At 55.0% G+C, this 19,276-nt stretch carries 19 protein-coding genes; 11 read left to right on the top strand and 8 right to left on the bottom strand.

Going from position 1 to position 19,276, the window contains the following annotated elements:
- The first annotated feature begins 239 nt into the window (after window positions 1-239).
- From raiA to RIB44_16190, 9 genes are all read left to right on the top strand, one after another.
- Window positions 240-599: a ribosome-associated translation inhibitor RaiA gene (raiA, locus tag RIB44_16230; protein ID MEQ8618124.1), complete on the top strand. Its 360-nt coding sequence runs from the start codon at window positions 240-242 to the stop codon at window positions 597-599.
- Between the two features lie 153 nt (window positions 600-752).
- On the top strand, window positions 753-1,238 hold the full coding sequence (locus RIB44_16225) for a PTS sugar transporter subunit IIA (GenBank protein MEQ8618123.1): 486 nt from the start codon (window positions 753-755) through the stop codon (window positions 1,236-1,238).
- Window positions 1,239-1,295: 57 nt separating this feature from the next.
- Window positions 1,296-1,598: an HPr family phosphocarrier protein gene (locus RIB44_16220; protein MEQ8618122.1), complete on the top strand. Its 303-nt coding sequence runs from the start codon at window positions 1,296-1,298 to the stop codon at window positions 1,596-1,598.
- Window positions 1,599-2,147: 549 nt separating this feature from the next.
- Window positions 2,148-3,890 (top strand): phosphoenolpyruvate--protein phosphotransferase, encoded by a 1,743-nt coding sequence (gene ptsP, locus RIB44_16215; GenBank protein MEQ8618121.1) that lies wholly within the window; start codon window positions 2,148-2,150, stop codon window positions 3,888-3,890.
- Between the two features lie 175 nt (window positions 3,891-4,065).
- Window positions 4,066-5,754, top strand: coding sequence for an Rne/Rng family ribonuclease (locus RIB44_16210; protein ID MEQ8618120.1), 1,689 nt, complete (start codon window positions 4,066-4,068; stop codon window positions 5,752-5,754).
- A 21-nt stretch (window positions 5,755-5,775) separates the two neighbouring features.
- A complete protein-coding gene (locus RIB44_16205; GenBank protein ID MEQ8618119.1) occupies window positions 5,776-6,270 on the top strand; it encodes an FxsA family protein in 495 nt (164 codons plus the stop codon).
- Between the two features lie 3 nt (window positions 6,271-6,273).
- The gene (locus RIB44_16200) at window positions 6,274-7,056 is read left to right on the top strand and encodes a hypothetical protein (GenBank protein MEQ8618118.1); all 783 of its coding nucleotides are present in this window, start codon (window positions 6,274-6,276) and stop codon (window positions 7,054-7,056) included.
- Between the two features lie 96 nt (window positions 7,057-7,152).
- The gene (locus RIB44_16195; protein ID MEQ8618117.1) at window positions 7,153-7,359 is read left to right on the top strand and encodes a hypothetical protein; all 207 of its coding nucleotides are present in this window, start codon (window positions 7,153-7,155) and stop codon (window positions 7,357-7,359) included.
- Window positions 7,360-7,707: 348 nt separating this feature from the next.
- The gene (locus RIB44_16190; protein ID MEQ8618116.1) at window positions 7,708-9,177 is read left to right on the top strand and encodes an SDR family oxidoreductase; all 1,470 of its coding nucleotides are present in this window, start codon (window positions 7,708-7,710) and stop codon (window positions 9,175-9,177) included.
- Here the strand turns inward: RIB44_16190 and RIB44_16185 are convergent.
- The 8 genes from RIB44_16185 to RIB44_16150 all read right to left on the bottom strand — a co-directional run bounded on the left by RIB44_16185 (window position 9,174) and on the right by RIB44_16150 (window position 15,129).
- Window positions 9,174-9,764: a transglutaminase family protein gene (locus RIB44_16185; protein MEQ8618115.1), complete on the bottom strand. Its 591-nt coding sequence runs from the start codon at window positions 9,762-9,764 to the stop codon at window positions 9,174-9,176. The two genes, RIB44_16190 and RIB44_16185, sit on opposite strands and share 4 nt — an antisense overlap.
- Before the next feature lie 10 nt (window positions 9,765-9,774).
- Window positions 9,775-10,182 (bottom strand): GNAT family N-acetyltransferase, encoded by a 408-nt coding sequence (locus RIB44_16180; protein MEQ8618114.1) that lies wholly within the window; start codon window positions 10,180-10,182, stop codon window positions 9,775-9,777.
- A gap of 74 nt (window positions 10,183-10,256) precedes the next feature.
- Window positions 10,257-10,823: a ferritin-like domain-containing protein gene (locus RIB44_16175; GenBank protein MEQ8618113.1), complete on the bottom strand. Its 567-nt coding sequence runs from the start codon at window positions 10,821-10,823 to the stop codon at window positions 10,257-10,259.
- Between the two features lie 63 nt (window positions 10,824-10,886).
- Window positions 10,887-11,471, bottom strand: a complete 585-nt coding sequence (locus RIB44_16170) for a hypothetical protein (GenBank protein ID MEQ8618112.1) — start codon at window positions 11,469-11,471, stop codon at window positions 10,887-10,889.
- A 6-nt stretch (window positions 11,472-11,477) separates the two neighbouring features.
- Window positions 11,478-13,085 carry a cytochrome c peroxidase gene (locus RIB44_16165; GenBank protein MEQ8618111.1) on the bottom strand — a complete coding sequence of 536 codons (1,608 nt, stop codon included), beginning with the start codon at window positions 13,083-13,085 and terminating at the stop codon, window positions 11,478-11,480.
- Entirely contained in the window at window positions 13,078-13,839 is a 762-nt protein-coding gene (locus tag RIB44_16160) for an aquaporin (protein MEQ8618110.1), read from the bottom strand. Before RIB44_16160 ends, RIB44_16165 begins: the two co-directional genes overlap by 8 nt.
- 68 nt (window positions 13,840-13,907) lie before the next feature.
- Window positions 13,908-14,426, bottom strand: coding sequence for a thiol peroxidase (gene tpx / locus RIB44_16155; protein ID MEQ8618109.1), 519 nt, complete (start codon window positions 14,424-14,426; stop codon window positions 13,908-13,910).
- 154 nt (window positions 14,427-14,580) lie between these two features.
- The gene (locus RIB44_16150) at window positions 14,581-15,129 is read right to left on the bottom strand and encodes a hypothetical protein (protein MEQ8618108.1); all 549 of its coding nucleotides are present in this window, start codon (window positions 15,127-15,129) and stop codon (window positions 14,581-14,583) included.
- A gap of 265 nt (window positions 15,130-15,394) precedes the next feature.
- Between RIB44_16150 and RIB44_16145 the strand changes: the two genes are divergently transcribed.
- Together RIB44_16145 and RIB44_16140 are read left to right on the top strand one after the other, a co-directional pair.
- Window positions 15,395-17,647 carry a glutamine synthetase III gene (locus RIB44_16145; protein ID MEQ8618107.1) on the top strand — a complete coding sequence of 751 codons (2,253 nt, stop codon included), beginning with the start codon at window positions 15,395-15,397 and terminating at the stop codon, window positions 17,645-17,647.
- A 182-nt stretch (window positions 17,648-17,829) separates the two neighbouring features.
- Window positions 17,830-18,906, top strand: a complete 1,077-nt coding sequence (locus RIB44_16140; protein MEQ8618106.1) for a potassium channel protein — start codon at window positions 17,830-17,832, stop codon at window positions 18,904-18,906.
- The last annotated feature ends 370 nt before the right edge of the window (window positions 18,907-19,276 follow it).

The raw sequence follows: 19,276 nt of genomic DNA, 5'->3' as shown, positions 1-19,276 counted from the left end.
TCTGCTTCCCGTTGATCCCACAAAGCAATCCTGCGGCGTTGGGGGTGCTAGGAGGAAACCTCATTTCGGAGCGAGATTTCATGCCAAAACACCGTAATAATCTCGAGTTTTGCCCGTTTGTCGCATTGCCCCAAAACCGCTAAAATGCACGACTGCCTAGAATTACGACCGAACTGCTGAGCTGAGCGAAATGCTTGCTGGAGCGCATTTCGGACTCCATAGCACAGAAGGAGCACCACGTGCAGATTAGCGTTGCCACCCGGCATGGCCACCTGAGCGAGGCCTCGCAGGAGAAACTCAAGAAGAAAGCGGACAAGTTGACTCGCATTTTCGATCGAATCACCTCGATCGAAATTGTTGTTGATCTTGAGGATCAGATTCACCCCAAGGTGACCTTGGAAGTTTCAGCAGAGCACAAGCACGACTTTGTGGCTCACGAGACGGCTGATCGGGCGGACAGCCTCATGGGGGCGGTGGAAAGTGCGATCGCCAAGATTGAACAGCAACTTCGCAAGTATAAGACGAAGGTACAAGAGCGACATCGTAACCCCGATGCGCGACGAGCCGAAGTCCCTGTTGGCGAAGATGAAGAAGAATGAGACATTCGTTTCGCCGCTGAGCTTGCTCCGCGATGAGATGTCTGGCAGCGCCTCCGTCTGGGTCAATGATCGCGGTGAGAGCGCAGCGGCGAAATAGGAACGAAACAAAGTAAATACGAAACACACATTTTCGATTCAAGGAATACGTTAGGTATGAAATTTGTTGACTTTATCAATCGCGAGGCGATTCGCACCAATGTGGCGGCAACCTCGAAAGAAGAAGTGATTCGTACGATGGCCACTTCGCTCAAGGAAGCGGGCAAGATCGGCGACGATCAGTACGAAGGCATTGTTGAAGCGATTCTGAAACGAGAAGAGCTCGGGAGTACCGGAATCGGTCGCGGGGTAGCCGTTCCTCATACGAAGCACCCCAGTGTTAGTGAACTTGTTGGCACCGTTGCCGTAAGTGATGAAGGCGTTGAGTTCGACAGCCTCGATGGAGAGAAAGTTCATCTGCTCTTTCTGTTGATTTCCCCGCCAGATCGTCCCGGCGATCATTTGCGAGCTTTAGAGAATATCTCTCGGCAGCTTCGCGACGATACCTTCTGCAGCTTCCTCAAGCAGACCAAAGAAGCGGACGATGTGTGGCAACTGCTCGAAGAAGCTGATGCAGGGAAGTTTGCTGGCGGTGCGAGCTAGTTGTTAGCGAGGAACGCTGGATCGTCGATATTTGCATAGAACCCATTGAAGTAGAGTATGACTTCAACTGTCCAACGAACCGTGACGGTGACCAATCCGCAGGGAATTCACATTCGCCCTGCCGAGCAGCTTGCGCGGCTAGCTGAACAGTTCAACTCTGAAATTACGATTACCCACGAGACCTACCGTGTGGATGCGAAAAGCATCATGCACGTAATGACGCTAGCCGCCCGGCAGGGTGTCGAGCTGACGCTTGAAGCGCGTGGTAAGGATGCCCAAGAGGCCATCGATGCGATCGCGCAGCTAGTGGAAAACGATTTTGCAGATAATGAAACAATGAGTAGCGAGAACTCAGGTTAAGACAGTACTTAGACATTCCGTGCGAAGAGAGTTCGCTCGGGCGAAGTTTGACTTCGGCCGACACGATGAGAACTCAAAGCCAAAAGGATTGGTCAGCCGCTTCATACAGCCGCTGAATATTTCGCAAAGATTATCTGAAGTAATGCAACCTCACTTTGTGAGCCTGATGCTTCTTGCGGCTCGAACGTCGTGCGTCTTACGCTGGTAGCTAAGACAACGACAAGCAACCACGTTTTATCGAGTCAACGCATCGAAGCGCAGTGCATCGAAGTGACCCGGGCTCGGTGAATGCATTGATGCTTTTTGAGGAAACGCGGAGTAGTCGCATATTCTCAATTGCTAATGATTGCCAGGAACAATTCCAATCACAAACTGGGAGTTGAAACTGTTCGTCAGAGTCCCATGAAGCGTTGGTGAAATAGCTATCAACGCTGAAGTTGTGGTCGACTTGACCCTCCGCTTGCGGCGAAGACGCAAGCGATTGGTTGCTTGTCCAAAAGAAATAGTTGCCGCAGCGTGATGACGCCCTAACCGAACATTGGGGGCGCCATGGAACGCCTACAGGGAATTGCCGTTTCGCCCGGCGTGGCGATCGGCGAAGCACTCGTGCTCGACAACGAGGGATTTCGGATCCCCCGTCGGTTCCTCCCGCGCGATGCGGTCGAGGAAGAACTCGATCGCCTGCACAAAGCGATGGAAGCCGCCACCAGCGAGGTGGAACGCAACCGTGATCGCGTGGCCGCCGAGCTGGGCGACGAGTACGCGGCCATTTTCTCCGCACATGTGCAAATGATGCGCGATCGGCGCTTGCGAGAAGAAGTCGAAGAGCTGATTCGCACGCGTCACTACTCGCCTGAGTACGCGGTCAGCCGTTCGCTGCGAAAGTACGCGAAGGTGTTCGAATCGCTCGACGGCGAATACATGGCCGAGCGGGCGAACGACATTTTCGACATTGAGAAACGCATCCTGCGTAATCTCTTGGGAATGCGGAGGGAAGAACTGTCGCAGGTGACGTCCCCGGTCTTGGTGCTGGCGAGGAATCTTACTCCTAGCGAAACGGCAAACTTGAATCCTCAGTTCGTGATGGGCATGGTCACGGAGATTGGCGGACCAGGCAGCCACACGGCGATCGTAGCCGAAGGTCTCGGGATTCCCGCCATCGTCGGCGTCGGTGGTTTTCTTACGGATGTCTCTGGCGGCGATACCGTCATTATCGACGGCGACCAAGGGCAGATTATTCTGCACCCCGACGAGGAAACGCTCGCCCGGTATCGTCACGAGGTGGAAGAGCAGCGTTCCCTGGCGGCGAAGCTAGAAATGCTCCGGGACTTACCCGCAGTCACTACCGACGGGGAGGTCGTGCAGTTGCTGGGGAACATTGAGTTCCCCCATGAAGTCGAGCAATGTAAGGAACGGGGCGCCGATGGAATCGGTTTGTACCGAACCGAGTTTCTTTATCTAGGACGAGACGACGACCCTAGCGAGGATACTCACTACGAAGCTTATTGCGGTGTTGTCGAGGCGATGCAAGGCAAGCCGGTCGTCATGCGGACGCTCGACTTAGGTGCGGATAAGATGCGGATGCTGCCCAATCCTGAGGACGAGCGGAACCCCTTCTTGGGTTTGCGGAGTATTCGCTTAGCGCTGAGGAATCGGGATCTGTTCCGCACACAACTTCGAGCCATCTTGAGAGCGAGCGTTGCTGGGAATATTCGCCTCATGTTTCCGCTGATCAGCAATTTGCTTGAGTTACGGCAAGCCAAGATGGTGCTCAACGATGCAATGGAGGACTTAGAGGAAGCGGGCGTTGCTTTCGATCGCGACATCAAAGTCGGCATGATGGTCGAAGTTCCCTCGGCGGTGGTGATGCTGGACCGATTCGTCGAAGAAGTTGATTTCTTCAGCATCGGTACCAACGACCTCGTGCAGTATTGCTTAGCAGTGGATCGAAGTAATAAAGACGTGGCGAATCTCTACACGTCGGCTGACCCTGCTGTGCTACGGCTGATTCAACAAACGGTTAGCATCGCAACGGAAGCTGGCAAGCCGGTCAGCATGTGCGGCCAGATGTGTGGCAATCCCATGTACACCATGCTGCTGCTGGGCTTAGGACTGAGAAGCATGAGCGTCACCCCGGCGGCCGTGCCCGAGATCAAACGCATTTGCCGCAGCGTCTCTGTCGAGCATTGTCAAGAGATAGCCGCCCATGTGATGAAGCTCGAGAGCGCACGAGACATCAAAGCGTTCTTGCGAGACGAACTATCAAAAGTATTCCCGGAGTTACCGGTATGAAGCTAGTTATCAGTTGGCAGTGTTCGGTTTCAGTCGGAGAGGGCATAAGCTCTCAACAGCGAACCATGCGTGACTGAACACTGAAAACTGAACACTGAAAACTTCCAACCAATTTTCAAAGGGTGCGCAGCGTCGCGCCAATATCAAATACATCTAATCGAGAGAGTAACCGAACATGAAACAGGAAATGCTGATCAACGTCGCTCAGCCGGAGGAATGCCGGATTGCGATTGTTGAGGATAATCAGCTCGAAGAGCTGTACATCGAGCGGAGTAGCCAAGACAACTATGTAGGGAACATCTACAAGGGAAAGATCGTTAACCTCGAGCCGAGCATCCAAGCGGCGTTTGTCGATTTTGGTGTCGGAAGAAACGGCTTTTTGCACATTAGCGACGTCGAGTCGCAGTACTTCCGCCAAGGCGGCTTCGATCCAGACAAGCCGATTCAGCCGGACGGTACACAGCGAGATGATCGTCCCCACGATTCGTCCAATGGATCTCCCTCCAGTGAGGAAGCCGACGAGGGAGACTCCGAGGGGAGCGATTCTGGGAATGGCAGCGGCGGAACGAAAACTCGCCAACGATCGCAAAGGAAAACGCGTCCTGGCGTACGCCCGCGGGTGAAGCCGCCGATTCAAGATATCTTTCGCCGTGGTGATGAGGTATTGGTGCAGGTCATCAAGGAGGGCATCGGCACAAAGGGGCCGACGCTTTCGACCTACATCAGTATCCCTGGACGCTATCTAGTGTTGATGCCGGCCTTGGGACGGATTGGTGTTTCTCGCAAGATTGAAGATGAACAAGCTCGCCGCCGACTGCGCGATATTCTTCGCGACTTGAGTCCTCCCAAGGGACTTGGCTTCATTGTGCGTACCGCCGGAACGGATCGAACCAAGAAAGAACTCTCGCGCGACTTGGCTTATCTACTAAGGCTCTGGAAAACGATCGTCCGCCGGATCAAGAGTACGCCTGCGCCGTGCGACATCTACCAAGAGTCCGACATGATCATTCGGACGATCCGCGACATCTTCACCAGCGATGTCGACGCGATACACATTGACCAGGAGGAGGCGTTCGAGCGAGCGAAAGAGTTCCTGCACATTACCATGCCGCGATATGCGAATCGTTTGCAGCTTTATGATGGCAAGGAGCCGTTGTTTCACAAATACAAGTTGGACAACGAGATCGCTCAAATCAACCATCGCCACGTTCCGCTCAAAGGGGGCGGTTCGTTGGTCATCGATCAAACCGAAGCACTCGTCGCCATTGACGTGAACAGCGGCAGCTTCCGCACCGATGGCTCTGCTGAGGAAAGTGCGTACCGTCTGAATATGATTGCTGCGAAGGAAATCGCCCGCCAGTTGCGGCTGCGAGATCTCGGCGGCGTGGTGGTGAACGACTTCATCGACATGCGGCACGACCGTCACCGCCGCAAGGTAGAGAACACGCTCCGAGACGCCGTGCGGAGAGATCGGGCGCGGACAAAGATTCTGCGAACCAGCCCGTTTGGCCTGATCGAAATGACTCGCCAAAGGATTCGCCCCAGCCTCAAACGCAGCGTTTACAAGGAATGTCCCGCCTGCAGCGGCACCGGCGTAGTGAAAAGTGCTGAGAGCATGGCGATTGAAGTGATTCGCAAGCTGATTATGGCGGCTCAAGAGAACCGAGTGACCAAACTGACCGTAACAATCGAAGAGGAAGTCGCCAGCTACATCAACAACCGCAAGCGCAGAGAGCTCGCACGCATTGAAGACGCCCACGAAATAGAGCTGCTCGTTGTCAGTCGCGAGGATGTGTCGCCGGAGTTCTTGAGGATTGAGTGCGAGGATGAACAAGGACGCGAGGTGAAGGTTTCTGAGCGGTAGTTTCAATTAGAGTGATGCCAAATGTTCTTCCGCTTACTAATTCTGTTTACGCTCATCCCGATCATCGAGGTGACGCTGCTGTTCAAACTTAGCGAGTTGCTGGGCTGGCCAGGAACGCTGCTGCTCGTACTCGGCACAGGTATTGTCGGAGCTTGGCTAGCGAAGTTGCAGGGCTTTCTCGCGCTGAACGCGTTACGCGGTGAACTTGTCCAAGGACGCTTGCCTGCGGATAAGGTGATCGATGGGGTGCTCATACTGATTGCTGGTGTCGTGCTAATCACGCCAGGTATTTTGACGGACATCGTCGGCCTGTCACTTTTATTGCCTCCGGTGCGGAGTGCCGTTCGCAAGTTTGCAACCGCATGGCTGACCAAGCGAGTGCAAGTGACAACCACCAACTTCTGGCAAGGCTTCGCTGAAGAGCCGTCGCCGTATGTCGAGCGACCACCGCAGGCAGAGATGCCGAAGGGAGAAGTCATCGACGCGCGGGTGGTGGAAACGCGGGTCGAAGAATAGAACATGGCCTACGACCTTTATGTCGGGATCGATTACTCGGGAGCCTCAACACCGATTGCCCGTAGCCGAACGCTCCAGGTTTATGCCGCGTCGGCGGGCGAGCAGCCGGTCGCTGTCCGATCTCTTGGTTCGACCAACAAGCGAGTTCGTTCGTGGAATCGTCGCGAGATCGCGGAATGGTTGGTCTCGGAGATTGCTTCGGGAAAGCGCGTTCTCGCTGGCATCGATCATGCCTTTTCTTTTCCGATGGCCTACTTCGAGCGATACAAGCTTAAGTCATGGCACGAATTCCTCGATGACTTTTGCCGGCATTGGCCTCTGCTGGCCGACGATGCTCGTGTGGAAGACTTTCGCCCTCATCGAAAGCGCCACTACGAGTTTACGCGTGAAGGAAAAGACTATCGGTTGACTGAAACGTGGTCACCGTCGGCAAAGTCGGTTTTTCTGTTCGACGTTCAGGGCTCGGTTGCGAAGAGTACGCACGCCGGACTGCCTTGGCTGGGGTGGATTCGCCAAGCCGTGGGTGAACAAGTCCACATTTGGCCTTTTGAGGGTTGGGATCCACCAAGTGAGAAATCCGTAATCGCCGAGGTGTATCCGTCAGTTTTCAGCAAGCGGTTTGAACGGGCAGAAAGAACCGCGGACGAACAAGACGCCTATGCGGTCGCAAGGTGGCTTGTCGAGAACGACCAGCGCGGGTTCCTGCAGCGTTATTTCAATCCACCGCTAACGTCGGAACAGCAAAGGATCGCTAGCAAAGAGGGTTGGATCCTTGGTATTACCTGACAATTCTGTTTCCGCAGGTGGTTAAGTGCACTAGGCTTTTCCCGGTCTGCTCCAAAGTCCACAACACAACTTCACCATCAGCAGGAGTAGCAAACGATGAGTAGCGAACAAACGAAGAACTGGCCCGACCTTGCCATTGGGCTTTATGACCGTCTTACGGGCCGAAATGCGGAAATTTCCTACCACTTTGACGATATGAACATCCAGATTCCCAGCGGAACGGGTGAGAGTGCCGAACATGCGAAGTGGGTTCTCTCTGGTACGCTGAAAATCAGCACACGGGACGGCGCGTCCCCAAACTAATGTTGGCCGGACAGCTTGACGGGTCTGTTGATGGTTGTCCGGTCCAAATACGTTTTAGCGATCTCAACGCGAATGTTGAGTTTGAGAGCTTACGCGGCGTCATTGTTGCTCGAAAATCGAAATATGTTTTAGAGTACTTGCGATCAATCTACTCAACATATTCGTTAAGTCCCCTTTCGGTGACTGCGAGCTTCCGCCAATGGGGCAAAGTCGAAGTATTGCCCACGCCGTCTAAGCTCATCAGTTGGCTAGTCAAGTAAACCAGCCGAAACTACTTCTGCTAAAGACGCCATTAGTAAGCTATCTAACTATCGGTCTGCTATGCTAGAGGACATGCAGAAGCTTTCCATGCCCGAAATATTCCTCACCGGTGCCACTGGATACGTTGGCGGTCGGCTTGCTCCGAAATTGTTAGAGTGCAACTACCGTGTCCGATGCTTGGCGCGTGAGCCACGGAAGCTCGAAGAACGGCCTTGGCGGTCAAGTAGCCGTGTATCAGTCGTCGAGGGGAGTATCGACGATGTTGATGAGCTCGCGAGTAAGATGCAGGGCTGCGAGGTCGCTTATTATCTGATTCACTCGATGATCTCCAGCGGCGGCGAATACGCTGAACGTGATCGTCGGCTGGCCACCACGTTTGCTGAAGCGGCCGCCAAGGCAGGCATCCAGCGAATCATTTATCTCGGCGGACTCGGTGAGCTTGGCGACGGGCTGAGCGAGCATTTGCGAAGCCGCCGAGAGGTCGAAGAAGTACTCGCCTCGACGGGGATACCCGTCACCACGTTTCGGGCGGCGATGATCATTGGCTCGGGTAGTGCCTCATTCGAGATTCTTCGCTACTTAGTCGAACGACTGCCGGTGATGGTCACGCCGCGCTGGGTGAAGACCGAATGCCAACCGATCGGGATTGCAGACGTCCTGCATTGGTTAGTGACTTGCCTGGAGACTCCCGAAACGATTGGGCAAACGATCGAGGTTGGCGGTCCTGATGTCCTGCCCTATCAGCAACTGATGCAAGTCTGTGCGAAAGAGCTTGGACTGCGTCGAAGGGTCATCGTCCCGCTGCCCGTGCTCACACCTCGCCTAAGCTCCCTATGGATCAGCCTTGTTACACCGGTGAACTATCGCATCGCACGGCCATTGGCTGATGGGTTGCGCAACCGTGTCGTGGTGACGAAGAATCCTGCCCAGGACCTCATGCCGCACGAACCTCTATCCGTGAAAGAGGCGATTCATCGAAGCGTTCAACGCACGAAGAGTGGCGAAGTCCCAACGCGTTGGTCCGCGGCGGGGCCGATTCCTGGCGACCCTGACTGGGCGGGTGGTAAAGTCTTCAAGGATCAGCGAACCATCGAGATTAATGCCGACCCCACCGCGGTGTTTGCTGCCGTCTGTCGGATTGGTGGCGGGCACGGTTGGTATGCAGCGGATATCCTCTGGCGCATTCGTGGATGGATGGATCAAATCGTTGGTGGGCCGGGGTTACGCCGTGGTCGAAGAAATCCCGAACGCGTCGAGTTTGGCGAGGCGCTCGATTTCTGGAGAGTCGTGGGGATTGAACGCGACCGCTCACTTCTCTTACTTGCGGAGATGAAACTGCCGGGAGTTGCTCGGCTAGAGTTTCATCTCGAACCGCTCTCTGGTCAGCAGGAGAGGACCAAACTCACCATGACCGCACGCTTCCGCCCGCGCGGGCTTAGCGGCATTCTCTACTGGTACTCGGTGCTGCCGTTGCACCATTTTGTGTTCAACGGAATGCTGCGAGGGATTAAGCGGGCTGCTGAGAAGCAAGAAAAGAGAAACGAGGCATACGCCTAAGACTGCTGCACATCTGGTAGATTCTCTCCCAGTTCACACCAGTTCGTGTAGGCTCGAAGAGCTTTGAGAACGATGGGCATTGGCTTCGCGCAGATGCTCGCCAGGTCGTACTCTCCGGGCAGGTTTGTCGCGAACGCCAGCTTTTCGTGCGGCGGATCGAATTGTGCATCAACATCATCGCGGTTGCCACGCGGATCGATGCGGTACCAGCCGTGTTCTTCGAGGTAGACCGCATTCAAGCCATGCAGGCAAAACGGCGGTCCTTCACCGTCGATGCTTAGTCGTTGATATGTCATGCCAGCCGAGATGCCATTTGCGCGAATCAGAGCACACAGTAAGTGGCTCTTGGCGTAGCAGTAGCCCGTGCCGTGCTTCAGAACTTCAGAGGCGGTGCAGGTAACGGGGTTGAGCTGGTGGTCGCTGCTGTGTTTGATTTCGTCGCGGACAAACTCGAAACACGCTTGGGCGGTGTCTGTTGAGTTATCCCTCTTGAGGCATGCCGCCAAAGCTGCGACGTCCGGGTTGTCGAAGTCAATGACTTCACACGAGGCGAGAAAGTTTTGAGGGGCTGGGCTACGGCTTGGCATCAAATTGCATTTAAGCGTTGCTAGAAAACGTCCAACAGGAGTCATGACGCTGCATGCCGAGACGAGGATAGTAGTCACGTGCGGCAGGCGCTGACAGCAAAACCAACTGGGTTTGCCGTCCCGCCAGTTGATGAGTTTCTTGAATCAACTGCTTGCCAATTCCTTGCCTCTGATACGCAACGTCGACCGCTAGGTCAGAAAGATAGGTGCAGTAGTGAAAGTCGGAGATCGCGCGGGAGACGCCGACGAGCAGTCCCTCTTGATTGCGTGCGGTGACAATCACGTCAGCGCCGGCAAGCATTCCTGCGATACGTTGCGAATTGTTCGTGGGTCGCCGTTGGGCTAGAGTCGAGCGTTCCAGAATATCAACAAACTCTTCAACATTTAGTTCAGGCTCGCTTGCGTAAGAGATTGACACGCGGGAACACCCTGGTTCGGAATCTTAGGTGAGATCGTCAGTGCCGAGGACCCCTTGGCAGTGCTATGGGTTCACTACTTCTTCCGACAATAAGCTTTCGACGCCTTCACGGAATACTTGTTCTCCAAATCAATATCGTTGTAGCTGCTGTTTTCTCCCCAGCCGAAGATTTTCTCGAACAAGGGCAGCATCCGGTTGTTCTCCAGGCTTTTCTGGAAGTAAACCTCGTGCTCCTTCTCCTTCATGCCCATTTCGTAGAGGGCGTCGTCGTGCTTGGTGATGCCCAAGTCGTTGAAGTAGTGCATCGCGACGAAGTACTCGCAGACGTTGCCGCTTTCCAGTCGCCCGGCGAAGTAGTAGGGCATGAACCAGCCAATCACGTAGCAACTCGCGGAGATGATCTTGCCTATGATGTGATATTTCACCTCCTTGTAGCGAGAGATGGGGATGTCGTACTCCTGCATGATGGCGAGAACCGTCTCGCGGTGGCCCCACTCGTCGAGCTCAATCTGCTTTATGACCTCCTTCGCTTCAGCGTCTTTGACGCTGCCGGCGTGACCGATGTAAGCAAACGCGGCGGCCTTCTCCGCGGAGTAGGCGAGTTGGAGGAGTTCGACGAGCGCAGGGTGGTCGAGTTTCACGGCTTAACCGTTTCGCTTTTCTGAGAGGGAGCACGTAGCAACTGATCAAATAGAACACCAGAATCACAGGGGTGACAGCCACGAATCGCTGTAACTATTTCGCCACTCTACGGTCTCCCACTTGTCATCTACTTTCTTGAGCAAAAACCAAGTCATTGTCGAGCGTATATCATGGGGTGCCTGTGAAGAAAGATAAACCAGTGCGAGCTTTCCATCTTCGCTAATGCCAGGGCAAGAGAACGTCATCGATCTTCCGCGTTCGATTGCGTGTTGCTGAGCTATTTCTTGCCATTGCTCCTGAGGAGCCAAAAAGACGTTGGGCAGCTTCCGCAACTCGGGGCGGAGCAGACGCGACTCTTTATTACGAACTACGAAGCTCTCCAATAGTCCCGGACTTGTACTCGTGGTGGCCTGCAAAAGTTGAGCTTGCAAGGACTCTGGGTCTCCATGGTAAGTCTCTCCACCGAACGTCCAACTCTTCACAAATAATCCATCGGTTTCGTCAGCGGGCAAATGAGCTTCGACTAAGGATCTAATTATCGCTTGTTCTTCGTGGGAGAGAAAAGGTGAGGGTCTATAGTTGCTGAACGCTAGGACCGCAGCGAGTATCGAAGACAGTACCAACAGAGAACGAAGTTTGAATCTCACCTTCAATTACTCCACACTCGCCACCGCTTCCTCCTTCGCCGTTTCCGCCCCCGCGGGTAGACGGCCTTGCTCGATCTTCGGCAGCGATCCCTGCAGTCCTTTTTTCATGAAGTTCACGAGGTCCTGCTTGTCTTGCTCAGTGAGGTCGAGCTTCTTTACTTTTTCGCTCAACCACGGGTTCGCGTGGCCGCCCTTGGCGTACCACTCGACGACTTCTTCCAAGGTTTTCTGTGTGCCGTCGTGCATGTAGGGGGCCGTGTCGGCGACGTTGCGGATGGTGGGTGTCTTGAAAGCACCGCGGTCGATTTCTTCGTTGGTGATTGCGAAGCGTCCCCAGTCGATGCCTTCGGTTTCTGCGGGTTTCTCTGCGTCGAGTTTTTCTAAGCCGACGCCCAGGTTGTGGTATTTTTCGTCGGCGAAGTTGGCACCCACGTGGCAGGCGGTGCAGCCTGCTTTGTCGCTGAAGAAAAGCTCGCCGCCGCGACGGGCTGATTCGGTGAGCGGAGCTTCCTCCGCTTTTGCTTTCAGAGCCATGTACTCGTCATAGACATCAGGGTCTTCTTCTTTTAGCTCGTCTAGGTATTCCTCTTCAATTTGGTAGCCTTCCTCAAGCGATTGGATTTCGACGTGATAATCCCAAGGCGTGGGGCCGGTGACGAGGGTTCGCTCAAACGCGGCGATTGCTTTGGCGGCGTTCTCAATCTCCACGGCATCGTCCCCTTCGCGATCGCCGAAGACGGCTTCAAACTGCATCACATACTCGGGGACGGTTTTTAGATCAGCCACAGTCGCTTCATGGGAATTGGCCATTTCAATGGGGTTGGCGATCGGGCCCTTGGCTTGCTCCTCCAAGCTTTCCGCACGCCCGTCCCAGAACTGCTTACCGCTGAGGATGCGGTTGTATGCGGTCGGCGAGTTACGATTGCCTGTCTGACCTTCGACGCCGACACCGAATTGAGTGTCTTTCCCGTAGCCGAAGTCAGGGTGATGGCAGCTTGCACAACTGATCGAGTTGTCGCCGGAGAGGCGAGGGTCGAAGAACAACTGACGACCCAGTTCGATCTTCGCACGGGTGAGCGGATTCTCCTCGATGCCAACGATCTCGCCGGCACCGGCTTTCAAGCCGAGGGGGAGATCAGGCGTGAGCGTGACGTGGTTGTTGGGATCAGCAAGCCAAAGTTTTACTTGGTCGAGGGTTAAGTCTCCCTCGCCGCCGGGAATGCCGTCGTAGAGTTCATCGGTGCCGAGGAGGACGGTTTCGGGTTCGGCATCTGAGGCTTCTTCCTCGGCCGTAACACCAACGGTGGTGGCTTCTTCGACTTGTTCAGCGGGGAGTTCGGTCTCAGGTTTTGCTGGTGTCGCCGGTTCCTGGTCCTCAGTTGCGGTTTCTTCGGTCGATTCTGTTTCGTCTTTGGTCAGATCTTCGGCAACGTCGCTGGCAGAGGGTTCGACGGGTTCGACTTCTTCCTTTTCTTCGGCTAAGCCGCGAGCGGCTTCTTCTTCCTCCATTTTTTCGACCATTTGGTCGGGAATATCTCCGCCTTGAATGAGGTATTTGTTCGCCAAGAAGGCGATGGCCAACAGGACAAGTACAACGACAATCAATCTACCCATCTTCGCGTTTCCCCGATTCGGTACGACTTATCAAGAACATTTCATAAAGCTGAGCCGCTACAATAGCGCCCGCAATTGTGGCGACCCAGTAACACCAGTGTAGTGCAAAAGCCTCACTGCTGCGCGCCCCGCCAAACAGTGAATAGACCAATGCGGGACCCAGCGAGCGGGCCGGGTTCATCGAAGCCCCGGTGATCGGACCTCCGGCCAGAATCAGTGCCGTGACTGCTAGTCCGATGCCGAAGGCAGCGATGTTCATCGGTTTTCCCGTGGGGTCGATTGCCGCCCCGTAGATGGCGGTCATTAGTAGGAATGTGAGAAGGAACTCGGCTAAGAGAATGCCGCCGGGGGTGATCCAGGGTTGCGACTCACCTGGGAAAACGCCAGGGCGGGGGATCGCCAGCATTCCCGCATCAATGACTGCTTCAGGGAAGATCGCCACGCAGCAGAGCGAAGCAACCGCCGCGGCCAGAATTTGAACCGCGATGTACTGAATCGCCAGCGGGAGCTTAATCTTTCCCACGGTCAGAAGCGCCACCGTCACCGCTGGGTTGAAGTGTGCCCCGCCGTGTCCCCAAAAACAATTGACGGCAATTGCGATCCCAAGTCCGTGGGCCAGCGCCACGCCAAGTAATCCGCCGCCAGATTCAATTGGAGGAAACGTTGCCAGGACGGCGGCGATGCCGATGAAACAGAAGAGGAACGTTCCGAGCAGCTCGCTGAGGACAGCACGTTGGTTGGTGGTTAGCGCCATGTTCGTAGTCAAAAAAGAACCCCCAGCTTGCGCTGGGGGCTACGGGTCTTTCGTTGAGATTGAAACTCTTACGAAGCGGCCTTGAGTGCTTCCAAAGCGGCGTCGTAGTTGGGTTCGCTGGTGACTTCGGGAACGTACTCCGCATAGGTGACGTTTCCGTCGGCATCCAGGACGAACACGGCACGAGTGAGGATCTTTAGCTCCTCGAGCATGGTGCCGTAGTCGGTGCCGAAGTTTCGTTCCTGGTAGTCACTGGCAGACTGCATGTTCTCGATGCCCTCGGCACCGCAGAAGCGGTTCATCGCGAAGGGGAGATCGAGGCTGACCGTGAGGGCGTTGATCGAATCGCCCATTGCACCGAGCGTTTCGTTGAACTTCTTGGTCTGCATCGCACAGACGCCCGTATCGAGCGAAGGCACGACACTGAGGATGGTCGGTTTGCCTTTCACGTCGGCGAGTGAGATCGACTGCATGCCGTCTTTGAAGTAATGCAGCGTGAAGTCAGGAGCGGCTTGGCCGGCCTTCACTTCCTCGCCGGCGAGAGTCATGGGGTTGCCTTTGAACGTTACGACGCCAGAACGCGACATGGGGAGGGTCCTATGGGAGGGGAGGTTTGCTGGAAGGGTTATTTTGAACCCTTCATTATCAGGGTGTCAGGCTGACTTTCAAGGCTCTAGTAGCTCGGCCCTCCAGGGCTGAGAGTAGTTCACTGACTCTTTAACTCAGGCCTGGAGGCCCGAGCTACAGAGCTGCTTGGTAGCAGTGGTCGAACAGCACTTCCCATTCGATTTGTTGGGCATGAAGGCACGCAGTGGCTTGCTCGCCAGTGCGTAGCGCCGCCTGGCAAGCGTCGACGAAGTCGAACGGTTCCCAGTCCGTGCCGCTGAGTAGTGATTCGCCCCCTTCAACTTCGTTGGCCACACGAGCCGCGATCAGGGAATACGCCGGATGGTCTCCGGCGTTGCGGAACCAATATTTTGCATTGGAAAAATCTCCCTCGCGACGGTGCATGATGCCATGCCAGAAGCTTCCCTCGGAAGTGTGAATCGCCTGGCTGAACGTATGCGATTCATCAAGAAAGTCGTGCAGCAGCCAAACTCCGGAGAGAACGCAACGGGCCATTTCCGCATCGGCAATCTCTGTATGAGCGAAGGCGGAATCAAGTGTTGCCGTCCTTAGTTTGGCCTTGGCTGCTTGTGAGGGATTCCCCGAGTCGAGCGGACGTTGGCGGTCGATATCGACGAGTTCAGAAAGTACCGGGCCGTAATCGTTTGGATTGAAGCTGGACATAGAGACGACTCAAGGCTGGTGCTAGCGAAGAGAAGCCCATTGCCCGCTCTTGGAGCATTACGAGCCAGGGAACGCGGCATCACCTTCGAGAGGCAGTTGATTACACGTGCAAAGTAGCAACTTGCTGGGTTGGTATAAAGTTTGCAATCACTATCTAGATTACAGCAATTTGCTGTCGTGGCAAAGGATTGCCGATTGCCCCTAGAGCCGGAGAAACCCGTCCGCACCGGCTCGTCTTCACTCCCTTCTTCAGTCAGGCGTACCGATGTCAACGACATTAACCAAGAGTCCAGGTTCCTCTAGTACCGCTTCTCCCGTTGGCGGTTCGTCTCCGACCACGGCCACCGGCTCCGCACGAGCATCGGCAATTTCGGCGGTCGTCAATTACAAGTCGGGTGGCCCGAACGGGTTCGCCGAAGAAGCGACGGGTGACTTGTTCAACGCGAATGTCTTCTCAAAAGCGGAGATGAAAAAGCGGCTACCTAAGGATGTCTTCAAGACGCTCACTAAGACCATTGAAAAAGGTGAAAAGCTCGACTGTTCGACGGCCGATGTCGTTGCCGCAGCGATGAAGGATTGGGCGCTCGACAATGGAGCCACTCATTATGCCCACGTCTTTTATCCGCTGACCGGTCTGACGGCTGAAAAGCACGACAGCTTTCTCTCACCCGATGGCGAGGGGGGGGCACTTGCCGAGTTCAGCGGTAAGCAACTGATTCAAGGTGAGCCGGACGGTTCGAGTTTCCCGACGGGTGGCATTCGCGTTACTTTCGAGGCCCGTGGCTATACGATTTGGGATGTGACGAGCCCCGCGTATCTGCTTGAGAATGCTAATGGTACCACGCTCTGCATTCCCACCGCGTTTGTTTCTTGGACGGGCGAAGCGCTCGATAAGAAAACGCCCGTGCTGCGTTCGATGCAAGCGCTCAACACGCAGGCGCAGCGGATCCTGAAGCTGTTCGGTCACACCGACGGAGCTCTGGTTTCGTCAACGGCAGGACCAGAGCAGGAGTACTTTCTCATCGATCGTCACTTCTACTTCGCCCGCCCTGACTTGCTAACCGCGGGACGGACGCTGTTTGGGGCGAAGCCCCCAAAAGGGCAAGAATTCGACGACCACTACTTTGGCGCGATTCCTGATCGCGTCCTGGCTTTTATGCTGGAAGCGGAACGCGAACTCTTCAAATTAGGCATTCCTGTAAAGACCCGCCACAACGAGGTGGCTCCGGGCCAGTATGAAGTTGCCCCGATGTACGAGAGTGCCAACGTCGCGGCCGATCATCAACAGCTCACGATGACGACACTTAAGAAAGTCGCCGAGAAGTACGGCATGGCTTGTCTGACGCATGAGAAACCGTTCGCTGGCGTCAACGGTTCGGGTAAACATGTGAACTGGTCGATGGGAAGTTCTTCGCAAGGCAACCTGCTCGACCCGGGTGATACTCCTCATGACAATGCTCAATTTCTGCTGATCTGTGCCGCGGTGATCCGCGCCGTACACAAGTATCAAGGGCTGTTGCGATCCGTGGTTGCCTCAGCAAGTAACGATCATCGGCTGGGTGCCAATGAGGCACCGCCGGCGATTATCTCCATCTTTTTGGGCGATCAACTGACCGATGTGTTTGAGCAGATCAAATCGGGCGGTGCAAACTCTTCGATCCCCAAGGGCACCCTGACCGTCGGCGTGGACGTTTTGCCTCCGCTACCAAAAGATGCGGGAGATCGGAATCGTACGAGCCCCTTCGCCTTTACCGGCAATCGGTTTGAGTTCCGCGCCGTCGGTTCGAATCAGTCGATTGCTGGGCCGTTAGTGGCAATGAATACGATCATCGCGGAATCTCTCGACTTCTGTGCGACATGTCTGGAAGAGGCCACCGGTGGTGATCCTGAAAAGCTGCACGGCGAGCTCCAAACGCTACTTACGGAAATCATGAATGAGCATGGGACCGTCGTCTTCAATGGCGATGGTTATAGCGCTTGGTGGCACGAAGAGGCTGAGAAGCGAGGCCTGCTCAACCTGAAGACCACCGCCGATGCGCTACCGGCACTCCAAGCTACGGAAGTGCAAGAATTGTTCGAAAAGTACGAGGTGCTCAGCAAGCGGGAACTAGAAAGCCGTTTAGAGACCTATCTCGAACAATATTGCATGTCGATCGATGTTGAATCGAATCTGACGATCGAGATGGCACGCACGCTGATCTTCCCGGCGGCGATTCGCTACCAGAATGAGCTGGCTGCGACTTGTGCGAATCTGAAAGCACTCGGATACGAGTTCGATACCAACACGCTCGATAAGACCACTTCTTTGGTCAAGTCCCTGCAAGACAGCATCGCCGAGCTCGAATCTGCGGTGGCAGAAACGGCTTCGGACGATTACCACGCGGAAGCGCGTCACTGCTGTGACGTGGTCTTGCCGGCTATGGCGAAAGTCCGTGAGTTTGCCGACCAACTCGAAGGCATGGTGGCCGACGATCTTTGGCCGCTGCCGACCTATCAAGAGATGCTATTCATCAAATAACGTGTCTCCAATAGCTGACAACTTTGATTGGCCCCTGGGAGATCGACTGTGTGAAAGGGCGGATTGCTCCACGGGATGGGAACCGAATGGCACGGATGCCAGCCCTCCCTTTTGAGGATTGCTTACTTTGACTGGGCATGGTCGATCGCCGCTGAGTCTCATCGCCTGAGAATCGTTCTCGAATGAATCGTTCTGCAAGTTCCGAACCGTTTCGTAAAATCAGCGTCGGTTTGGGCTTGTTTCTCACGATCTGCGTGTTGGCGGTCGCCGGTTACATGTCGGCAGGGTGGAAGCTTACTGATTCCGTCTACATGGTTGTGATCACCATCTTCGGGGTTGGTTATGGCGAAGTCCAGCCGATCGAGTCGTCAGGTCTCCGATTCCTGACCATTCTGGTGATCATCCTCGGCTACGGGGCCTTGATCTATACCGGCGGGGGTTTCATCCAGATGCTCATTGATGGCGAACTGAACCGATCTCTAGGAGCGCGACGTATGACAAAAGGTCTAGAGCAGTTGGAGAATCATACGATACTCTGCGGCGTTGGACGGATGGGCTCGATGCTTGCGCGAGAGCTTCATGCGGCAGGCAAACCCTTTGTGGTGATTGACCGCGACGAGCGACGATTACAAGATGCTGCCGAAGCGGGCTATCTGATCATCGATGGCGACGCGACCGAGGAGAGCATCCTTCAGCAGGCAGGAATTGAGCGTGCTTCGGTCGTTGCGACGGTACTCTCTGAAGACGCGCTGAACGTTTTCGTCACGATTACCGCCCGCGAGATGAACCCCAACCTGATGATCATCGCACGAGGCGAAAACCCTCGTACGGAGAAGAAGTTGCGTAGTAGCGGGGCGGATCGTGTGATTTTGCCCACTGCAATCGGGGCGTCGAAGGTTGCGCAGCTAATCATTCGACCCTCGGCAGAAAACATGCTGGAGCAGATGACTCAGCAAAGCAGCGTGAGTGAAGAACTGGGCCAGATCGGTTTGCAATTTGAGGAAATTGAAGTCACTGCCGATTCGCAGCTTGCCGAGAAAACGCTTGCCGACATCGAAGTTCGAGGCAACCAGGGATTTCTGATCGTCGGTGTGAGGACCGCTGACGGAACGCTCTCGCTGAATCCTTCGCAATCGACGCCCCTGGCCGCGGGCGATACGGTGATTGTGCTTGGGCACCACGACGATATTCCCCAATTGGCCGCCAAGTTCCAAGAGAGCGGTTCGCCAATGATGTATCGTGGAGTGAAGATGAGTTAGCGCTTCTCCAATCGTAGTGGTTCGAATGATATGCCGAGGTAAACGTCACGCCTACGATCGCTGCGAGGCTCGACCTGAAGAGACCGGAAAAAACTTTCACTTTCTTCGCAATTCGTATTGAGCGATTCACAAAAAACTGCTTCAATGCGCGCAATTGAAGCTGGGAAGTTTGGACGAGCTTCATGTTCTGCTACGTTTAGCAGAGCAAGAGACACCCCGGCCGCAGGTCACGATTGCCCTGTCGCCATCCTCGGCGAATGACGCGAAAATTGAACGCAAACCTTTTGGGCACCCCGATCCCGCACCATCAGTTGCCCCAACCGCTGCCCGCGTGGAACCATACCAACCTCAGCATGAACTCTAGGAGCTC

The organism is Lacipirellulaceae bacterium (assembly GCA_040218535.1).
In the GTDB taxonomy this organism is placed as follows: domain Bacteria; phylum Planctomycetota; class Planctomycetia; order Pirellulales; family Lacipirellulaceae; genus Adhaeretor.
This window is presented reverse-complemented; position numbering and strand designations above follow the sequence as displayed.